The sequence below is a fragment of the Acidovorax sp. YS12 genome (genome assembly GCA_021496925.1).
In the GTDB taxonomy this organism is placed as follows: domain Bacteria; phylum Pseudomonadota; class Gammaproteobacteria; order Burkholderiales; family Burkholderiaceae_C; genus Paenacidovorax.
Window position 1 is genome coordinate 2,817,501 of sequence record CP053915.1, and the last position, 20,015, is coordinate 2,837,515.

A 20,015-nucleotide genomic window follows, 5' to 3' on the forward strand; every position below is an offset into this window, starting at 1 on the left:
CGGCTTCCCGGTGGCCCTCCTCGCGCAGCGCCATGGCCAGGCCGTTGCCGATGGTGCCCAGCAGCGCCAGGCCGGCGATGGCGACGACCAGCTCACGCGGAAAGGCCGTGAGCAGCCCGGTGATGACCGCGCCGAACAGCCCGATCACCACATAGATCAGCCCGCAGGAAGCTGCCGCGGTGTAGCGCTTGCCGCGGTCTTCATGCGCCTCGGGCCCCATGCAGATGGCGGCGGTGATGGCGCTGAAATTCAGCGCGAAGGCGCCAAACGGCGCCAGCACCAGCGTGGCCAGCCCGGTCATGGTGATGAGGCGCGAGACCGGCAGCTGGTAGCCCGTGGCCCGCATCACCGCCACGCCCGGCAGGTTCTGCGATGCCATGGTGACCACGAACAAGGGCAGTGCCAGGCTCACCAGGGCGGAGAGGCTGAAACGCGGCATGGTGAAGACCGGCATGGCCAGCTCGAGGCGCACCGCCGACCAGCGCATGTCCCCGCGCAGCGCGACGAAAAGCACGGCCGCGGCCAGCGTGACGACGACCGCATAGCGCGGCAACCGCTTGCGCGCCAGCAGGTAGGCCGCGAGCATCACCAGCACCAGCGGCAGCGCGGTCTGCGCGGCGGCGAAGGCGTCCAGCCCGAAGCGCGCCAGCACGCCGGCCAGCAGCGCGGAGGCGATTTCCATGGGGATGCGGTTCATCACCCGCTCGAACCACCCGGTGGCGCCCGCCAGCGTGATGAGCAGCGCGCACACCATGAAGGCGCCCACGGCTTCGGCCATGGAAAAGCCGCCGGCCAGCCCCGCCGTCGCCAGCACGGCAGCGCCGGGCGTGGACCAGGCCACCATGACCGGCTGGCGCAGCAGCAGCGACGGCACGAGCGAGCACAGCCCCATGCCCAGCCCCAGGGCCCACATCCACGAGGTGATCTGCGCCGGCGTGGCGCCAAAAGCCTGCGCCGCCTGGAACACGATGGCCACCGAACTGGTGAAGCCCACCAGCACGGCGACGAAGCCGGCGGTGAAGGCCGAGAGGCTCAGGTCTTTGAAAAATCGCATGGCCGGCCATTCTGCCTGCTGCCGGGACACCTTGCGTTCGCTATGAATAAAAGAGCTTGCAGCGCTTGCCCAGCAAGGGCTGAAAAGGCTTTTTATTCAAAACATTCAAACCAGCAAGGCCGCCAGGGCAGCCAGCGGCGCCGTCTCGGCACGCAGCACGCGCGGCCCCAGGGTGACGGGGACGAAGCCCTGGCCCAAGGCCAGCGCCTCCTCGGCCGCGCTGAGCCCGCCTTCAGGCCCCGAGAGGAACCACAGCGCGCCCTGCGGCGCGGCCACCTCGCGCAGCGCCCGGGTTTCGGGGCGCAGCGACAGCAGCAAGCGCTGGCCGGGGCCCGCCAGCGCCAGGGCGGGCAGCGCCTCGGCCAGCGTGGCCATGGCGTGCACCGTGGGCACGCGGTTGCGCCCGCACTGCTCGCAGGCCGCCACGGCCACGGCCTGCCAATGGGCGCGCTTCTTGTCGGCGCGCTCGCCCTTGAGGCGCAGCACGCTGCGCTCGGCCGCCACTGGCGTGATGCTGGCCACGCCCAGCTCGGTGGCTTTCTCGACCAGCCAGTCCATGCGCTCACCCGCCGTGATGCCGGCCAGCAGGTGCACGGCGCGGGCGGCCTCGCGCTCCAGCGCCAGATGGGCGTCGATGCGCACGCGCACGCTGTTGCGGCCCATGTGCAGCACCGTGGCGTCGAACTCCCCGCCCGGGCCCTGCGCGCCGCCATCGAACAGGGTGATGGCGTCGCCCGGCTGCAGGCGCAGCACCTGCACGTGGCGCACGGCGCCCTCGGTCAGGTCGATTTCGGCGCCGCAAGCCAGCGGCACGGGGCTGTGGAAACGGGGCATGCTGGGTTGTTCGCTATTGAATAGTGAGCTGCTTGCGCTTGACTGACAAGGGCTGGAGGCCTTTTTTATGCAAAACCTTCACATTCGCCCGAAAGCGTAGCCCACGGGGGCGCTGGTACCTTCGATCTGGTCAACCAGGCGCAGCAAGGGCGCCAGCTCGCGGTAGCGCGTGGCCGTGGCGCGGATGTAGGCGATGAAGCGCGGCGCATCCGCCAGGTACCTGGGCTTGCCGTCGCGCAGCGTCAGCCGCGCGAAGATGCCCGCCACCTTCAGGTGGCGCTGCAGCCCCATCCACTCGACGGCGCGGTAGAACGCGCCGAAGTCGTCGCCCCAGCCCGAGGCGCTGCGCGCGCCCAGCAAGCCCGCGCGGCGCGCCTTCTCCCAGTAGCGCACGGTGACGTCGATGACGAAGTCTTCCTCCCAGCTGATGAAGGCGTCGCGCAGCAAGCTGGCGATGTCGTAGGTGATGGGGCCGTACACCGCGTCCTGGAAGTCGAGCACACCCAGCGGCGCCCCCGCGGGCGGCACCATGAGGTTGCGCATCATGAAGTCGCGGTGCACGAACACGCTGGGCGCGGCCAGGCTGTGCGCCACGATGCGGTCGAAGGCCTGGGCCAGCGTGGCCTGCTGCGCAGCGTCCAGCACCACGCCGCGGTGCCGGGCCACGTACCAGTCCGGGAAGAGCTGCAGCTCGCGCCGCAGCAGCGCCTCGTCATACGGCGGCAGCACGCCGGGGCGCGAGGCCTGCTGCCAGTCCAGCAGCCCATCCACCGCCTGGCGGTACCAATCCAGCGCGGCCTGGGGCTGGCCAGGGTCCAGCACCTCGATCACCGTTTGCGTGCCCAGGTCGGACAGCAGCATGAAGCCCTGCGCCTCGTCCCAGGCCAGGATCTCGGGCACCCGCAGGCCCGCCTGCCGCATCAGCGCCTGCACCTGTACGAAGGGGCGGCAATTCTCCTTGTCGGGCGGCGCGTCCATCACCACCAGGCTGGCGCCGGCGCTGGTGTCCAGGCGCAGGTAGCGGCGGAAACTCGCGTCGGCCGATGCCGGCCGCAGGGTTTCAAGGCGCAGGCCATGGGCCGCAGCCAGCGGGGCGATCCAGGCGCCGAAGGCGGCCTGGCGCGGCGCATCGGGCCAAAGGGAAGGGGATGGGGCGGAGGACGGGGAGGGAAGGGGGGCGCTCATGGATAATCCGATTCTACAAACCGCCCCGCCCGCCTTGCTCTCCGGGGCGGTCTCCTTTGTCGACGTGCTTTCCCCACCCACCAACGTGCCTTCCCGCGAGCCCACCGCCGAGCTGCATTGCCGCCCCCGTTTGACGCACAGCGCACTGGCCGTGGCGCTGCTGGCCTGGTCGCTGGCGCCCCGGGCCTGGGCCCAGGAAGAGGCGCCCGCGCGCCCGCTGCGCGCCAGCCCGCTGCTGCAGGAGAAGATCGCCCCCGAGGTGCGCAACCAGCTGCCGGTGTTCGTGCGCGGCGACCGCATCGAAGGCCAGGCCGACGTGAATGCCGTGGTCGAAGGCAACGCCGAGCTGCGCCGGGGCGACACGGTGATCCGCGCCGACCGCCTGGAGTACACCGTGCCCGAGGACCTGGCACAGGCGCGCGGCCACGTGCGCATGAACCGCGCGGGCAACGTCTACGAAGGCTCGGCGCTGCATCTGCGGGTGGAGGCGTTCGAGGGCTTTTTCAGCGACGCGCGCTACCGCTTCCTCGCCACGGAGGGCCACGGCGAATCGACACGGGCCGACTTCATCGACGCCGCCCGCTCCGTGGTGCACCAGGCTACCTATACCACCTGCCAGCGCGACGAGACGGAAAGCTGGCAGCCCGACTGGGTGCTGCGCGCCGAGCGCATCCACCTCGACACCGAGGAACAGGTGGGCGTGGCCGAAAACGCGCGCCTGGAATTCAAGGGGCTGTCTTCGCCCGCCATCCCGCGCCTGAGCTTTCCCCTGTCGGACAAGCGCAAGTCCGGCTTGCTGCCGCCCACCCTCATTCCAGTGGACAGCGTCAACGGCCCCACGCTGGCCGTGCCCTATTACTGGAACATCGCGCCCAACCGCGACGCCACCATCACCCCCATGGCGATGGCGCGCCGCGGGCTGAACCTGGGCGCCGAGTTCCGCTACCTGGAGCCGTCGTACCAGGGCGAGATCGGCGCCAGCTACCTGCCGAACGACAAGCTGGCCGAGCGCAACCGCTGGTCGTACACGGTCCGACACACCGGGGTGATCGACAGCCCCCTGGGCGGGCTCGGCCTGGGGCTGAACCTCAACCGCGTCAGCGACGACGACTACTGGCGCGACTTCCCGCGCATGGCCCTGCCGGGCACCGGGCGGTCGCAGCTCATCCAGCGCCTGCTGCCCAACGACGCCTCGCTGCACTGGGGCCAGGGCGACATGTCCATGGTGGCGCGCACGCTGCGCTGGCAAACGCTGCAGGACGTGACGGCGCCCATCGTCCCGCCCTACGACCGCCTGCCCCAGCTCACCTGGCGCTATGCGCCCTCCAGCCTGGGAAGCAGCTTCGACGCCAGCGTCGAGGTGGACACCACGCGCTTTCACGCCGACCGCCTGCTGACCGGCCAGCCCAATGCGCAGCGCAGCTACACCATGGCGCAGCTCAGCCGCCCGTTCCTCGCGCCCTGGGGCTTCGTCACCCCGCGCGTGCAGGTGCATGCCACGCACTACGAGTTCGATGGCGCCCTGGCCAACGGCGCGCGCACCGCGAGCCGCGTGCTGCCCACGTTCAGCCTGGACAGCGGCCTGGTGTTCGAGCGCGAAACCGCCTACCTGGGCCGCGCCTTCACGCAGACGCTGGAGCCGCGCGCCTTCTACACCTACACGCCGTACCGCGACCAGAGCCTGCTGCCGGTGTACGACACGGCGGCGAACGACTTCAACTTCGCCACCGTCTTCACGGAAAACGCCTTCACCGGCAACGACCGCCTGGCCGACAACAACCTGCTCACGCTCGGCCTGACCTCGCGCCTGCTCAACCCCACGACCGGCGCCGAAGCGCTGCGCCTGGGCGTGGCGCAGCGCGTGCGCTTCTCCGACCAGCGCGTGACGCTGCCGGGCGTGGCGCCGCTAGACGAACGCCTGTCCGACCTGCTGCTGGGCGCCGCCGTGAACTGGACGCCCCAGTGGGCCACCGAGGCCACGGTGCAGTACAACCCCAAGGACCACCGCTCGATCCGCTCCACCGTGGGCGGGCGCTACAGCCCCGGTGCCTACCGCACGGTCAGCGCGGCCTACCGCTTCCAGCGCGACATGAGCGAGCAGATCGACGTGGGCTGGCAATGGCCCATCAACGACCTGTGGGGCGACAAAGGCCGCGACCTGGGCCCTGGCCGCGGCCAGGGCGGCGGGCGCTGGTACAGCGTCGGACGCCTGAACTACAGCACCATGGAGCGCCGCCTGGTCGATGCCGTGGTCGGCATCGAGTACGACAGCTGCTGCTGGATCGGCCGCGTGGTGCTCGAGCGCCTGCAAAGCGGGCAGACCCAGACCAGCACGCGCCTGCTGCTGCAGCTCGAATTCGTCGGGTTCACCCGCCTGAGCCTGGGCGCCAACCCGCTGTCCAGCCTGAAGCAGAATATCCCGCGCTACCAGTACCTGCGTGAGCAAGTCAGCCCACCCAGCCGTTTCAGCCAATACGACTAGCCCCCTTCATCCGATGCGCACCTTGTTGAACCATCGAGCCCTCGCCCTGGGCCTTGCCTGCGTGGGCCTTCTGGCCAGTGCAGGCCTCCCCCTTGCCCACGCGCAGAAGCTGCGCCTGCCCGGCAGCGCCGGCCCCTCGCTGGCCCGGGACCAGGGCAGCACGACGGTATCGCCGGCCGCCGCAGCGGCCGCCGAGGCCGCAGCCGCCGTCCCCGGCATCCGCCAGGCAGACTACATCGTGGCCATCGTCAACTCCGAGCCGCTGACCAACAACGAGGTCAAGGCCCGCGTGGCGCGCGTCGAAAAGACCCTGTCCGGCCAGGGCATGGCCGTGCCGCCGCAGGATGTGCTGGCGCGCGAGGTGCTGGAGCGGCTGATCCTGGAAAAGATCCTGCAGCAGCAGGCCGTGGAAAGCGGCGTGCGCGTGGACGACTACGCCGTGGACCAGGCCGAGCAGAACGTGGCGCGGCAGAACGACGTATCGGTCGCCGACATGCACCGCCGCCTGGCCGCCGAAGGCATGGACCCCAAGCGCTTCCGCCAGGAGCTGCGCAACCAGATGCTGGTGCAGCGCCTGCGCGAACGCGAGCTGGAGTCGCGCGTGCGCGTGAGCGACGTCGAAGTCGAGCAGTACCTGCGCGAGCAGCAGGGCAGCAGCGGCGCCAACGCGCCCTTCGCCATCAACCTCGGCCACATCCTGGTCAGCGTGCCGGAGAACGCCAGCGCCGCCGTGGTCGATGCGGCCCAGGCGCGCGCCCAAGCCGCGGCGGAAAAGGCCCGCGTGAGCGCCACCGACTTCGCCGCCCTGGCGCGCGAATACTCCGACGCGCCCGAGGGCCAGAATGGCGGCCAGCTCGGCCTGCGCCCGGCGGACCGCTACCCCGAGCTGTTCATCGACGCGGCACGCAAGCTGCCGGTGGGCGGCGTGGCCGGCCCGGTCCGCTCGGCGGCCGGCTTCCACGTGCTGAAGGTGCTGGAGCGCACCAGCGCCGGCATGCAGGCCATGGTCACGCAAAACCACGTGCGCCACATCCTGCTGCGCACCAACGCGCAGTTCAACGAAGCCACGGCCGCCACGCGCCTGGCCGACTACCGCCGCCGCATCCTGGCCGGCCAGGCCACCTTCGAGGCCCTGGCACGCGAGCACTCGCAGGACGGCAGCGCCCCGCAGGGCGGCGACCTGGGCTGGGCCGCGCCGGGCCGCTACGTGCCGGAGTTCGAGCAGGCCGTGCAGGCGCTGCAGCCCGGCGAGGTCAGCCCGCCGGTGGTCTCGCGCTTCGGCGTGCACCTGATCCAATTGGTGGAGCGCCGCGAGGTGCCGCTCACCCCGCGCGAGCAGCGCGAGCTGGCGCGCGACGCCATGCGCGAGAAGAAGCTCGAAGACGCCTACACCACCTGGGCGCAGGAGCAGCGCGCGCGCGCCTACGTCGAATACCGCGAGCCGCCGCAGTGAAGCACATCCCGCGCAAGCGCTTTGGCCAGCACTTCCTGTGCGACGGCGGCATCATCGACGCCATCGTGCGCGCCATCGCCCCGGTGGCGGGCGAGCCGATGGTCGAGATCGGCCCCGGGCTGGCCGCCCTGACGCAGCCCCTGGTGGAGCGCCTGGGGCGGCTCACGGTGGTGGAGCTGGACCGCGACCTGGCCGCGCGGCTGCGCCAGCACGGCCAGCTCCAGGTGATCGAATCGGATGTGCTGAAAGCCGACTTCGCGCAGATAGCGCAAGCGCTGGGCGCTCCGAAAATCAGAGTCGTGGGCAACCTGCCCTACAACATCTCGACCCCCATCCTGTTCCATCTGCTGGGCTACGTGGACTCGATCCAGGACCAGCATTTCATGCTGCAGAAAGAAGTCATCGACCGCATGGTGGCCGGGCCCGCCACGGGCGACTACGGCCGCCTGTCGGTGATGCTGCAGTGGCGCTACGCCATGGAGAACGTGCTGTTCGTGCCCCCGGAGAGCTTCGACCCGCCGCCGCGCGTGGACAGCGCCGTGGTGCGCATGGTGCCGCATGCGCAGCCCGCGCCACTGTCGCAGGCGGTGCTGGAGGAACTGGTGCAGACCGCGTTCAGCCAGCGGCGCAAGCTGCTGCGCCACACGCTGGGCCGCTGGCTGGAGGCGCGCCAGTTCGCGGGCCATTTCGACACCCAGCGCCGCGCCGAGGAAGTGCCGGTGGCCGAGTACGTGGCGCTGGCCCAGCAGTGCTCCTGAAAAAAGAGCTGCCAGCGCTTGGCTGGCAAGGGCTGGAGCCTGATTTTGCTATGAATATCGTTCATACGGGTTTGCCTTCAACCGTATAACTAGGCGGGAAGCCGCAGACAGTGCTGTAGCACGGCAAGGCGAACCAACAACGTTAGACGGTTGAAGGCAAACCCGTATCAGGCAGCGCTGCGCCAGTAGCCTGCGTTGAACGGGCTGCTCATGCGCAGCGCCAAGGGAGAAACGTCGACCAGCATGTCCGCAGGCACCATCTGCGCGGCGTCCGGCAGCGCGATGTCCACGACGGGGGCCTCGGTCGCCCGTTCTGCTTGGCCAGCAGATGCAGAACGGGCTACAGAAAAGAATAGAAGCAGCGGAACGCGATCTTGCGGTCGGCCCAGTAGTCGGCGGCATCGCGGAAGATGTCCAGCAGTTGCTCGCGCGCTTCCTTGTCGAACTTGACGGTGGTCGGAATCTGGTCGAGCACCACGATGAAGCCCGGCTGCGGCCCCGACTTGTGCAGCGGATCGGTCATGCAGTCGTACAGCGCATCGAAATTTTTGCCGAAATGGGCCGGGAAGGTGAACTGCGTGGCGATCAGCTCCAGCACGTCCTGCTTGGTCTGGGCATGGGCCAGGTTGGCGTACAGGAAATGGTGGCCCAGGCTCTGCGCAGCAGCGAGCAGGTCGGCCACGCGATAGGCGCGGATGGACTGCACGATGTTGGCGCGCACGCCGCGCATGGGGTTGTCCTGGTGGTGACGAAGTGGCGTTTCCATCTCCGCTGCTCTTTCTTTATCGAAGAAGCCCCCCAAGGGAGCCAAGTTGCGAGGCACGGGTGCGCGCTCCGCCAAAACGTGGGCTGTGCCAGCGCAGGCGCCAGCATGCCGGTGAAGCTGCCGCGCGTCCAGCGTCATTGCGCAATTTCCCGGAAACTGGCGTAGTGGTCGCCGGAGTAGTAGCACGCGTCGGGCGTGCGCGGCGCACCGCCGCACACGATGCGCCGGGCACCGCGGCTGCGCACGCCTGGCGTCTTGACCGTGTACTCGCGCCAGTAGCCCCGGGGATGGGCGGGCAGCAGGCGCTCGCGGTTGCCAAACACCGTGCCGTCCTTTTCGTAGGGAAAAGGGCCACCCGCGCGGATCCGCGCGTAGGTGGTGCGCCCCTGGGGCGGCAACTCGGCCAACGTGATGGTGGGGGAGCCCTCGTGGGGCAATGGGCCACGCGCCGCTGCGGGCGCCGGGGCGAGTACGCAAGCTGCACCCACAACGCATGCAAGACCGGCTCGCAACGCCTGGATGGCTACAGCCTTCAGCATCGACTACACCTTTCGGCAAATTACGGGTTTACCCGAAATTTAAGCCTGCTAGTGTCGCCCAAAGCCCCCCAAAAAGCAAGCGCCTGCCCAAAAAACAGGCAGGCAACCTGCTGGGGGAATCCCTCTAAAGTTAGCGCACGCTCTCGCCAACCCTTTCACGCCTTCTCAGCGTGCGGCATTCGCGTCGGCCACCGTGAGCGCCGTCATGTTGACGATGCGCCGCACCGTGGTGCTGGCCGTGAGGATATGCACCGGCTGGGCCGCGCCCAGCAGCACCGGGCCGATGGCGATGTTGCCGCCCGCGGCCGTCTTGAGCAGGTTGTAGGACACGTTGGCCGCGTCGATGTTGGGCATGACCAGCAGGTTGGCGTCACCCGCCAGGGTGCTGTGCGGCATGAGCGCGGCGCGCGCCTTGCCGTCGAGCGCCACGTCGCCGTGCATCTCGCCATCGACTTCGAGCCAGGGCGCCTGCACGCGCAGCAGCTCCAGCGTCTGGCGCATCTTCACGGCGCTGGGCTGGTTGCTGCTGCCGAAGTTGGAATGCGACAGCAGCGCCGCCTTGGGCTTGAAGCCGAAGCGCATCATCTCCTCGGCGGCCATGATGGTGATCTCGGCCAGTTGCTCGGCGCTGGGGTCGTAGTTGACGTGGGTGTCCACGACGAACACCTGGCGCTCGGGCAGCATCAGGCCGTTCATGCAGGCATAGGTCTGCACGCCGGCGCGGCGGCCAATCACCTGGTCGATGTACTGCAGGTGGTGCGCCGTGTGGCCCCAGGTGCCGCAGATCAGGCCATCGACCTCGCCCTTGTGCAGCAGCATGGTGCCGATCAGCGTCAGGCGCCGGCGCAGCTCGATCTTGGCGATGGACACCGTCACGCCCTTGCGTTCGGTCATGCGGTGGTAGGTCTGCCAGAAATCGCGGTAGCGGTGGTCGTTCTCCACGTTCACCACGTCGTAGTCGCGGCCTTCCTGCAGGCGCAGGCCGAATGCCTCGCAGCGCTGGGCGATCACGGCCGGGCGGCCGATCAGCGTGGGGCGGGCGATCTTCTCGTCCACCACGATCTGCGCGGCGCGCAGCACGCGCTCTTCCTCGCCCTCGGCATAGGCCACGCGCTTGCGCTGCGCCCGCTTGGCGATCATGAAGATGGGCTTCATGGTCGTGCCGGAGGCATAGACGAAGGTCTGCAGGTGGTCGCGGTAGGCGTCCATGTCGGCGATGGGGCGCTGCGCCACGCCGCTGTCCGCCGCCGCCAGGGCCACGGCGGGCGCGATCTTCATCATCAGGCGCGGATCGAACGGCTTGGGAATCAGGTACTCGGGGCCGAACGACAGCTGCTCGCCCACGTAGGCCGCCGCCACCACCTCGCTTTGCTCGGCCTGCGCCAGCTCGGCGATGGCGTGCACCGCGGCGATTTCCATCTCGGTGGTGATGGTGGTGGCGCCGCAGTCCAGCGCGCCGCGGAAGATGTACGGGAAGCACAGGACGTTGTTGACCTGGTTCGGGTAGTCCGTGCGCCCCGTGGCGATGATGGCGTCGTCGCGCACGGCTTTCACGTCCTCGGGCGCGATCTCCGGGTTGGGGTTGGCCAGCGCGAAGATCAGCGGGCGCGCGGCCATGGCGCGCACCATGTCCTGCTTGAGCACGCCGCCCGCGGACAGGCCCAGGAACACGTCGGCACCCGCGATCACCTCGGACAGCGTGCGCTGGTCGGTCTTCTGCGCGAAGAACGCCTTGTCGTCGTCCATCAGCTCGGTGCGGCCCTCGTAGACCACGCCCGCGATGTCGGTCACCCAGATGTTCTCGCGCGGCATGCCGAGCTTGACCAGCAGCCCCAGGCACGCCAGCGCGGCGGCCCCGGCGCCGGAGGCCACGAGCTTGACCTGGCGCATGTCCTTGCCCGCCACTTTCAGGCCGTTGAGGATGGCCGCGCCCACCACGATGGCCGTGCCGTGCTGGTCGTCGTGGAAAACCGGGATCTGCATGCGCTCGCGCAGCTTGCGCTCGACGTAGAAGCAGTCCGGGGCCTTGATGTCCTCCAGGTTGATGCCGCCGAAGGTCGGCTCCAGCGCGGCGATGATCTCGACCAGCTTGTCCGGGTCCTTCTCGTTGATCTCGATGTCGAACACGTCGATGCCCGAGAACTTCTTGAATAGCACGGCCTTGCCTTCCATCACCGGCTTGCCCGCCAGCGGGCCGATGTCGCCCAGGCCGAGCACGGCCGTGCCGTTGGTGACCACGCCGACGAGGTTGCCCCGGCTGGTGTACTTGAAGGCGGCGGCCGGGTCCTTGACGATCTCCTCGCAGGGCGCGGCCACGCCGGGCGAGTAGGCCAGCGCCAGGTCGTGCTGGTTCACCATCTGCTTGGTGGCGGCGATCGCCACCTTGCCGGGCTTGGGAAACTCATGGTACTCGAGCGCGGCACGGCGCAGCAGGGCTCGTTTGTCAGTGGGGTTCGGGGCCGTGTTCTCGGACATCTTGCGTCTCCAGCGAAGGCAGGGCCGGCGGACGGAGCATGTGGGCCTGGACGCCGCCGGCAGGGTACAGGAGCCCGGTAGGGCTCCAAGGGGGGAGCCGATTTTAGGCCTGCCGCCGTCCCCCGCGCTGGCGAGTCAAACACTTGTGATCGGCGGGTATTCAATGCCCGCCCGCGCCAATGCGCCCAGCCCAGGGGTTCAGGGCGCGGGCACCTGCGGCGCCGGCACCACGACACGGTTGCGCCCCTGCTTCTTGGCCGCGTAGAGCGCCTGGTCGGCGCATGCGAGCAGCGCCCGGGGCTCCTGGCCGTTGTCGGGACAGGCCGCCACGCCACACGACAGGGTGGCGGCCAGCTCGCCCCCCACGGCGCGCACCCGCAGTGCCTCGAACGCCTGGCGCAGCACCTGCGCGCGCTCCGCCGCCACGGCCACCGGGGTGTTGTCGAGCACCAGCACGAACTCCTCGCCGCCGAGACGGCACGCCACGTCCTGGGGCCGCACGTGGCGCAGCAGCAACTGCGCCAGCGCCTGCAGCACCGCATCGCCCGCGGCGTGACCATGGGCGTCGTTGACCCGCTTGAAGTGGTCGATGTCGATCACCAGCAGCGACAGCGGCGCGCCCTGGCTGACGCAGCGCTCCAGCATGGGGGCGAGCACCGCGTCCAGATGGCGCCGGTTGAACAGGCCGGTCAAGGGATCGCGCAGCGCCTGCTCGCGCAGCTGCGTCTGCAGGGAGCGGATTTCCTCGAACTGCCCGCGCAGCTGCGCGTGCACCTCGTGCTGGGCCATGGCCCGGTCATAGCCGTCACGCGCGAAGGCGAAGAGGTACAGCCCCAGCGCCACCATGCACAGCACCGAGGTGCGCAAATCGGTCTCGGGGCGCCAGTCCAGCGGCACCGCCAGCGCGGCCAGCGCGATTCCGGCCCCCATGTTCACGAGGAGCCGGATCCCGCCGCGCCCGCCATGGAACACCACCATGTTGATGCAGCCCGACGCGCACAGGACGAAGGTGATCCACAGGGGAAAGCCGAGCACGCCCGCCCAGATCCCGGCCAGGACGATATCGGCATCCATGTTGTGTATTTCGGCGCGCCGCTGGTCGTGCGCGCGGCGCGCGCGCCAATAGACCAGTTGGGGATAGGCCAGATAGTTCAGCACCAGGGCTGCCCAGCCCCAGGCCGGCGCGCCCAGGGCCAGCAGGTGCGAACCCATGGCCACGAAGAGCAGCACGTAGAACGCGCTGCGGTTGCGCCGGTTCATGCGCACCGTCCAATGCACGCCATCCCGGCTGGAGGACTCAGGGGTCAATTTCATCGGCAGACTGGTTTCTGCGAACGACTGTAGCAGGGCGCATCGCACGCTTGCGGCAGAACTGGCGCCCTGCGGGGCGTCTTTTTAGCGCTCCCTCATGCGGCAGGCCCCGCCCCCACGAAAAATGCCGCGCCCGGCAGGCAGCCGGGGCGGCATGCGGCGGAGCAGGGCCGAGGACGGGATGATGTTCAGCGGCTGCTCGGAAAACTGAACACCGCCCCCTCGCGCACCCCTGCCGACGGCCAGCGCTGCGTGATGGTCTTGCGCTTGGTGTAGAAGCGCACGGCGTCCGGCCCATAGGCGTGCAGGTCGCCGAACAGGCTGCGCTTCCAGCCGCCGAACGAGTGGTAGGCCACGGGCACGGGCAGCGGCACGTTTACGCCCACCATGCCGACCTGGATATGGTCGGTGAAGTAGCGCGCGGCTTCGCCGTCGCGGGTGAAGATGCAGGTGCCGTTGCCGTACTCGTGGTCGTCGATGAGCTTCATGGCTTCCTGCAGCGTCTTCACGCGCACCACGCCGAGCACGGGGCCGAAGATTTCCTCTTGATAAATCTTCATGCCGGGCTTGACGCCGTCGAACAGGCAGGCGCCCAGAAAGTAGCCGTCTTCGTGGCCCGGCACCTTCACGCCCCGGCCATCGACCACGAGCTTGGCGCCCTCGGCCACGCCGCTGTCCACGTAGGCTTTCACCTTCTCGAAGTGTGGCTTGGTCACCAGCGGCCCCATGTCGTTGCCGTTGTCGGTGCCAGGGCCGACCTTCATCTTGGCGATCTCGGCCGTGAGGCCCGCCACCACGGCGTCGCCGGCCTCGTCGCCCACGGCCACCACCAGCGGGATGGCCATGCAGCGCTCGCCGCAGCTGCCGTACGCCGCGCCCATCAGCGCGCTCACGGCGTTGGCGATGTCGGCGTCGGGCATCACGATGGCGTGGTTCTTGGCGCCGCCCAGGGCCTGCACGCGCTTGCCGTGCTTGCAGCCTTCCGAATAGATGTATTCGGCGATGGGCGTGGAGCCGACAAAGCTCACGGCCTTGACGCGCGGGTCGCGCAGCAGCGTGTCCACCGCCGTCTTGTCGCCGTTGACCACGTTCAGCACGCCGGGCGGCAGGCCCGCCTCCAGCGCCAGCTGGGCGATGAACAGGGCCGACGAAGGGTCGCGCTCGCTGGGCTTCAAAACGAAGGTGTTGCCGCAGGCGATCGCCATGGGCCACATCCACAGCGGCACCATGGCCGGAAAGTTGAACGGCGTGATGCCGGCCGTGACGCCCAGCGCCTGGAACTCGCTCCAGCTGTCGATGTTGGGGCCCACGTTGCGGCTGTGCTCGCCCTTGAGCAGCTCGGGCGCGTAGCTGGCGTATTCCACGTTCTCGATGCCGCGCTGCAGTTCGCCATGCGCGTCTGAGAGTACCTTGCCGTGCTCGGCGGTGATCAGGGCGGCGATCTTGTCGGCGTTTTCTTCGAGCAGGACTTTCAGCTTGCTCATCACGCGCGCCCGCTTGAGCGGCGGCGTGTTGCGCCAGGCGGGGAAGGCGCGCTCGGCGGAGGCGATGGCGGCCTCCACCGTGGCCTGGCTCGCCAGCGCCACGTTCAGGCCCGACTGGCCCGTGGCGGGGTTGAACACGGGCTGCGTGCGTTCGGTGTCGTTGACGATCTGGCCGTCGATCAGGTGGCCGACGGTCTGGCCGGCCTGGCCTGGGGATTTGCCGTGTTGCATGGAAATAATAATGGTCAAAAGTGCCTCCAGCGCTTGCTGGTCAAGCGCTGGCAGCTATGAAAAATGGAGTGATCAGGCCGTCTCGGCCAGTGCATCGCCCAGCGCGCTCACCAGGCGGTCGATCTCGGCCTCGGTGCTGATGAAGGGCGGCGCGAGCTGGATGGTGTCGCCACCGTAGCGCACGTAGAAGCCCTTGTCCCAGCACTTCATCGCGACCTCGTACGGCCGCCTGGCGGGTTCGCCGGGCAGCGCCGCGATGGTGAAGCCCGCGGCCAGGCCGTAGTTGCGGATGTCGGCCACGTGCTTCGCGCCCTTGAGGCCGTGGACGGCGTTCTCGAAGTAGGGCGACAGCGCTTTCACGCGCGCGGGCATGTCTTCCTTTTGCAGGATGTCCAGCACCACGTTGCCCGCCGCGCAGGCCACGGGGTGGGCCGAGTAGGTGTAGCCGTGGGGGAATTCGAGCATGTACTCGGGGCCGCCCTGCGCCATGAAGGTGTCGTAGATCTCCTTGCTCGCCACGCAGCCGCCCAGCGGCTGGGCGCCGTTGGTCACCTGCTTGGCGAAGTTCAGGATGTCGGGCGTCACGCCGAACACCTCGGCGCCCGTCCAGCCGCCGCAGCGGCCGAAGCCGGTGATGACCTCGTCGAAGATCAGCAGGATGTTGTTCTGCGTGCAGATCTCGCGCAGGCGCTGCAGGTAGCCAGCAGGCGGGATCACCACACCGGCCGAGCCGGAAAACGGCTCCACGATCACGGCGGCGATGTTGCTCGCGTCGTGCAGGGCGATCACGTCCAGCAGCTTGTCGGCCAGGGCCCGGCCGTCGGTGTCGGGCATGCCCTTGAAGAACGAGCCCACGGGCGGCTGCGTGTGGGGAATGTGGTCGGCCTCCACCGCCTGGCCGAAGGTCTTGCGGTTGCCCACCATGCCGCCCACCGAGATGCCGCCGAAGTTCACGCCGTGGTAGCCCTTCTCGCGGCCGATCAGGCGCGTCTTGCCCGCCTGGCCCTTGGCGCGCCAGTAGGCGCGGGCCATCTTGAGCGAGGTGTCGGCCGCCTCGGAGCCCGAGCCAGTGAAGAACACGTAGTCCAGCCCCGCGGGCGTCAGTTCCTTGATCTTGTTGGCCAGCGCGAACGACGCCGGGTGGCCGAACTGGAACGCGGGCGCGTAGTCCAGCGTGGCGGCCGCCTTGCCGATCGCCTCGGCCACATCCTTGCGGCCATGGCCCAGGCCCGAGCACCACAGGCCCGAGAGGCCGTCAAAGATCTTGCGGCCGTCCGCATCGGTGTAGTAGGCGCCCTGGCCGCCCACGATCATGCGCGGCTTGGCCTTGAAGTTACGGTTGCCGGTGAAGGGCATCCAGTGCGCGTCGAGCCAGGCGGCGTCGGTGCGCGGGGCGGCTTGCTGGCTGGCGTCGTCGATGACGTTGAAGGACATGGCGGTTTCCTCGGAGCGTGAAGAGGGGGAAAGCGCACATTCTGGGCAGCCCTTTCATTCCCTAAAAGCATCAAATATCCACGTTCACTTGCCATGGAACGCAAGTAATGGCGGCGCGCAGGTGCATACCCATAAAATCGAGAATAGTTATCGTTTGCACGAACTGACTGCCCATCCTCCCATGCGCCCCTCCCTGCCCCTTGCTGCCTTTCCGGAGCACTACCACGCACTGGTCGCGTTCGTGGCGCGCCGCGTCGGCAGCCGCCAGACGGCACAGGATCTCGTGCACGACGCCTGGCTGCGCCTGGCCGAGCACGCCGCGCCCGCCGAGCCGTCCCAGCCGGCCGAACACGCGCCGCGCGCTTACCTCTACACCATGGCCGAGCATCTGGTCATCGACCACCTGCGCCACCGCCAGCGCACGGCCGAGCGCTTCGAGTCCGGCGCGTCCGAGGGCCAGGCGCTCGACGTGGCGGACGCCTGCAGCCACCGCGAGGCCCTGGCCGCCGTCGATGCCGCGCTCGCCGCGCTGCCCGGGCGCTGCCGCGCCATCTTCCTGGCTGACCGGCTCGACGGCCTGCCGCAAGCCGAGATCGCCGCACGCTACGGCATCTCCGTCAAGACCGTGGAGCGCGAGGTCATGCGCGCCATGGACACCGTGGAAGCCGCACTGCACCGCTGGCGCGGCGACGCGGTGCCTGCACGCACCGGGCGCCGCCGCGCGCTCTCGGCGCTGCTCGGCGTGGCGGGCTTCGGTGTGGGCGGCACCGCCGCCTGGCGCCTGTGGCGCGAGCATGTCGCCACCTGGCAGACCGTGCTGGCCACCGCCACCGGCCGCCAGCGCACGCAGGCGCTGCCCGACGGCAGCACCATCGCCCTCGACGCCCAGACGCGCGCCGAGGTGCGCTACTACGGCGCGCGCCGCCACGTGCGCCTGCTGGCCGGCTCCGCCTTCTTCCGCGTGGCGCGCGACGAAGGCCGGCCCTTCGTCGTCGATGCCGCGCACGCGCGCATCACCGTGCTGGGCACGCGCTTCGAGGTCGCCCTCGCCGCCGATGGCGCGCTGCGCGTGGCCGTGGAGGAAGGCCATGTGCGCGTGCAGGACCTGGCGGGCGCAGGCATCGCCCACGACCTGACCGCCCGCGAGGCGCTGCACTGGCCACCCGGCAGCCCGCCCCGGCGCGCGCACGAACCCGGCGACGTGGCCCCCTGGCGCGACGGCTGGCTGGACTTCCGCCACGAGCCGCTGGGCGAGGCCGTGCAGCGCATCGCACGCTACAGCCCGCGCCCCCTGCGCGTGGCGCCCGACGCGCAGGCGCTGCCCGTCTTCGGCCGCGTGCGCATCGCCGAGGCGCACGCCTGGCTGCGCCTGCTGCCGCACACCCTGCCGGTCACGGTGCGCGAGGAGGGCCAGGGCGCGCAGCGCGCCATCGTCATCGCGCGGCAGGGTTCGGTGTAAAAACGGCTCCAGCGCTTATGCAGCAAGCGCTGGCAGCTATCAATTTCGATAATCAAAAAAAGGTGAGGGAAACGGCCCGCTCGTTCGTATCAACCCTTTGAAGCCATTCCAAGGGAACCGACGACATGACCTCTCTTCACCGCAAACACCTCATCGCCGCCGCCGTCCTGGCGCTGGCGGGCGCCGCCGCCACGGCGGCGGACTTTGACATCCCGGCCCAGCCGCTCGACGCAGCGCTGGCCCAGCTCGCGCGCCAGGCCGGGCTGCAGCTGCTGGCGCCGCCCGCGCTGGTGCAGGGCCGCCCGGCGGGCGCGGTGCGCGGCAGCATGGCGGCGCAGGATGCGGCGCGGCGGCTGCTGCAGGGCAGCGGCCTCGCGGCACGCATCGAGGGCACGACGCTGTTGGTGGAGCGCGCGGCTTCCGCCGCCACGCTGCCCGAGGTGCAGATCACGGCCGAGGCCGAGCGTAGCGGCACCACCGAAGGCAGCGGCTCCTTCACCACCCGCACGATGTCCAGCGCCACCCACCTGCCACTGACCATGCGCGAGACGCCGCAGTCGGTGACGGTGCTGAGCAGCGCCCGCATCGAGGCCGATAACCTGGTGGATATGCTCGATATCGCCAAGGCGACGCCGGGGCTGCAACTGAGTACCAACGACGCCCGCCCCTCCCTCATATCGCGCGGCTATAACGTCGGCGGCATCATGCAAGACGGCATCAAGAGCGAATACGTCGGGGACGAAGACACGCTCGGCAACCTGGCCATGCAGGACCGGGTGGAGGTGGTGCGGGGTGCCACGGGCCTGGTGTCGGGCGGGGGCGATCCGTCGGCCGCCGTCAACATGGTCCGCAAGCGGCCCACCAGCACCTGGCAGGCCAAGGGCTCCACCAGTGCCGGCAGTTGGGACGACTACCGGCTGATGGCCGACGTGAGCGGCCCCCTGACGGAAGACGGACGCATACGCGGCCGCGTGGTCGCTTATGTCCAGAAAGCGGGCGACTACTACGACCTCGCCTTCAACGACAAGCACCTGGGCTATGCCACGGTCGATGTCGATCTGGCAGAGCGCACCACCCTCAACATCGGCTATTCCCAGGTGTATTCCAACAGGAACCGGAGCTGGGGCGGGCTGCCGGCGAGCTACGAAGGACACCACCTCGGCCTGCCGCGCTCGACCTTCGGCGGCGCGGACTGGGAATACGACAAGAACAAGGCCGACACGCTCTATGTCAGCCTGGCACACGATTTCGGCGCAGGCTGGAAGCTGAACGCCAACGGCGCCCACGTGCGGCGCAGCTACGACATGCTCGCCACCTGGCTGGTCAACACGCCCGGCGCCGGCGGCTACGGGCACGTGTGGTACGCCGCCCAGACGCCGCGCAGGCAGACTGCGCTCGACCTCAAGCTGTCTGGCCCGGTGTCGTGGTTCGGGCGCCAGCATGATCTGCTGCTCGGTGCCACGGTCAACCGCCAGAGCAGGAGTTCCGATGAGTGGTTCGCGGGCTGGGACGACCCGATCACCAGCGGCGTCAATCTGGCAACCTGGAACCATGTGGCGCCCCGGCCCGACACCAGCCCCGCGAGCCCCTGGCTGACCCACTACCCCACGGCCCGCGACAAGCAGGACAGCCTGTACTCCGCAGGCAAGTTCAGCATGACCGGCACGCTGGATCTGCTTCTGGGGGCACGGCTGGACTGGTACGACAAGGAAGACCCCTGGGGCGGAGATCCCTTCAAGCTGAACGCGCACTTGACGAAGTACGCCGGGCTGACGTGGAAGTTTGCAGACCCGCATTCAGCCTACGTGAGCTACAGCGACATCTTCATGCCGCAGAATTTGCGCGACCAGAGCGGCAGCGTTCTTCCGCCCCGAAGCGGCAAAACCTATGAGATCGGGGTGAAGGGCGAATACCTGGGCGGCGCGCTGAACGGCAGCGCCGCACTGTTCCGCAGCGACGAAGGCAACCGGCCGGCCTACCTGAGCGACCAGAGTGCCTGCACCATTGCGCCCCAGCCCTGCTATGCCGCCGCTGGCCTGGTCCGCACCGAAGGGGTGGACATCGAACTGCAAGGCGCTCTGGCGCCCCACTGGCAGGTCGGGGCCGGCCTGACCTGGTCGGAAACACGCTTCCGCAAGGATGCCGATCCGGCCAACATCGGCCAGCGGCTCGACACCACGTCGCCCACCACGCTCTTCAAACTGAGCACGCAATACACCCTGCCCGGCGCGCTGAACCGGCTGACCCTGGGCGGGCGCATCAACTGGCAGAGCAAGATGTACTGGGACGTGAAGAACACCTATGGCAACGTGACGCGCAACCAGCAGGGCGCGCGCGCCATCGTCGATCTGTCGGCCAGCTACCGCCTGACGAAGAACGTCAGCATCAAGCTCGACATCAACAATGTCTTCGACAAGGTCTACTACGCGAGCATCGGCTATGGAGACTCGTGGGGCTCCACCGAGGTTTACGGGCGGCCGCGCAGCGCGCTGCTGGCGCTGAACGCGAGCTTCTGACGGGATTGCTCCAAAAAAGCAGCGCGGCAACCTG

The 20,015-nt window shown here is 69.1% G+C and carries 14 protein-coding genes (1 of these 14 only partly in view); 5 read left to right on the top strand and 9 right to left on the bottom strand.

Annotation, left to right across the window (positions count from 1 at the left end):
* From benE to YS110_12835, 3 genes are all read right to left on the bottom strand, one after another.
* A protein-coding gene (benE, locus tag YS110_12825) for a benzoate/H(+) symporter BenE family transporter (protein UJB65567.1) crosses the window boundary here: on the bottom strand, positions 1 to 1,054 show its 5' portion. It extends 134 nt beyond the left edge of the window; 1,054 of the gene's 1,188 nt are visible here — the first part of the coding sequence; it begins with the start codon at positions 1,052 to 1,054; its stop codon lies off the left edge, out of view.
* Positions 1,055 to 1,159: 105 nt separating this feature from the next.
* Positions 1,160 to 1,888: a 16S rRNA (uracil(1498)-N(3))-methyltransferase gene (locus YS110_12830; GenBank protein ID UJB65568.1), complete on the bottom strand. Its 729-nt coding sequence runs from the start codon at positions 1,886 to 1,888 to the stop codon at positions 1,160 to 1,162.
* 78 nt (positions 1,889 to 1,966) lie between these two features.
* A complete protein-coding gene (locus YS110_12835; protein UJB65569.1) occupies positions 1,967 to 3,073 on the bottom strand; it encodes a phosphotransferase in 1,107 nt (368 codons plus the stop codon).
* On the opposite strand from YS110_12835, the gene YS110_12840 reads away from it, so the two are divergent.
* From YS110_12840 to rsmA, 3 genes are read left to right on the top strand one after another with little or no spacing between them, the layout of a single operon-like run.
* The gene (locus YS110_12840; GenBank protein ID UJB65570.1) at positions 3,072 to 5,555 is read left to right on the top strand and encodes an LPS-assembly protein LptD; all 2,484 of its coding nucleotides are present in this window, start codon (positions 3,072 to 3,074) and stop codon (positions 5,553 to 5,555) included. The genes YS110_12835 and YS110_12840 overlap by 2 nt on opposite strands.
* A 13-nt stretch (positions 5,556 to 5,568) precedes the next feature.
* Complete coding sequence (locus YS110_12845) at positions 5,569 to 7,008, top strand: peptidylprolyl isomerase (GenBank protein UJB65571.1); 1,440 nt, start codon at positions 5,569 to 5,571, stop codon at positions 7,006 to 7,008.
* Positions 7,005 to 7,766: a 16S rRNA (adenine(1518)-N(6)/adenine(1519)-N(6))-dimethyltransferase RsmA gene (gene rsmA, locus YS110_12850; GenBank protein ID UJB65572.1), complete on the top strand. Its 762-nt coding sequence runs from the start codon at positions 7,005 to 7,007 to the stop codon at positions 7,764 to 7,766. The genes YS110_12845 and rsmA overlap by 4 nt, the downstream gene beginning before the upstream one ends.
* A gap of 340 nt (positions 7,767 to 8,106) precedes the next feature.
* Here the strand turns inward: rsmA and YS110_12855 are convergent, their stop codons facing one another.
* The 6 genes from YS110_12855 to YS110_12880 form a co-directional block, all read right to left on the bottom strand.
* Entirely contained in the window at positions 8,107 to 8,532 is a 426-nt protein-coding gene (locus YS110_12855) for a barstar family protein (protein UJB65573.1), read from the bottom strand.
* A gap of 134 nt (positions 8,533 to 8,666) precedes the next feature.
* Positions 8,667 to 9,071 (bottom strand): ribonuclease N, encoded by a 405-nt coding sequence (locus YS110_12860; GenBank protein UJB65574.1) that lies wholly within the window; start codon positions 9,069 to 9,071, stop codon positions 8,667 to 8,669.
* 165 nt (positions 9,072 to 9,236) lie between these two features.
* The gene (locus YS110_12865) at positions 9,237 to 11,546 is read right to left on the bottom strand and encodes an NADP-dependent malic enzyme (protein UJB65575.1); all 2,310 of its coding nucleotides are present in this window, start codon (positions 11,544 to 11,546) and stop codon (positions 9,237 to 9,239) included.
* Positions 11,547 to 11,744: 198 nt separating this feature from the next.
* Complete coding sequence (locus YS110_12870; protein UJB65576.1) at positions 11,745 to 12,860, bottom strand: diguanylate cyclase; 1,116 nt, start codon at positions 12,858 to 12,860, stop codon at positions 11,745 to 11,747.
* Positions 12,861 to 13,045: 185 nt separating this feature from the next.
* Positions 13,046 to 14,572: a CoA-acylating methylmalonate-semialdehyde dehydrogenase gene (locus YS110_12875; protein ID UJB65577.1), complete on the bottom strand. Its 1,527-nt coding sequence runs from the start codon at positions 14,570 to 14,572 to the stop codon at positions 13,046 to 13,048.
* Positions 14,573 to 14,644: 72 nt separating this feature from the next.
* Positions 14,645 to 16,006, bottom strand: a complete 1,362-nt coding sequence (locus tag YS110_12880; GenBank protein ID UJB65578.1) for an aspartate aminotransferase family protein — start codon at positions 16,004 to 16,006, stop codon at positions 14,645 to 14,647.
* 181 nt (positions 16,007 to 16,187) lie between these two features.
* On the opposite strand from YS110_12880, the gene YS110_12885 reads away from it, so the two are divergent.
* Positions 16,188 to 17,465, top strand: a complete 1,278-nt coding sequence (locus tag YS110_12885) for a sigma-70 family RNA polymerase sigma factor (GenBank protein UJB65579.1) — start codon at positions 16,188 to 16,190, stop codon at positions 17,463 to 17,465.
* A gap of 125 nt (positions 17,466 to 17,590) precedes the next feature.
* The gene (locus YS110_12890; GenBank protein ID UJB65580.1) at positions 17,591 to 19,981 is read left to right on the top strand and encodes a TonB-dependent siderophore receptor; all 2,391 of its coding nucleotides are present in this window, start codon (positions 17,591 to 17,593) and stop codon (positions 19,979 to 19,981) included.
* Positions 19,982 to 20,015: the final 34 nt, after the last annotated feature.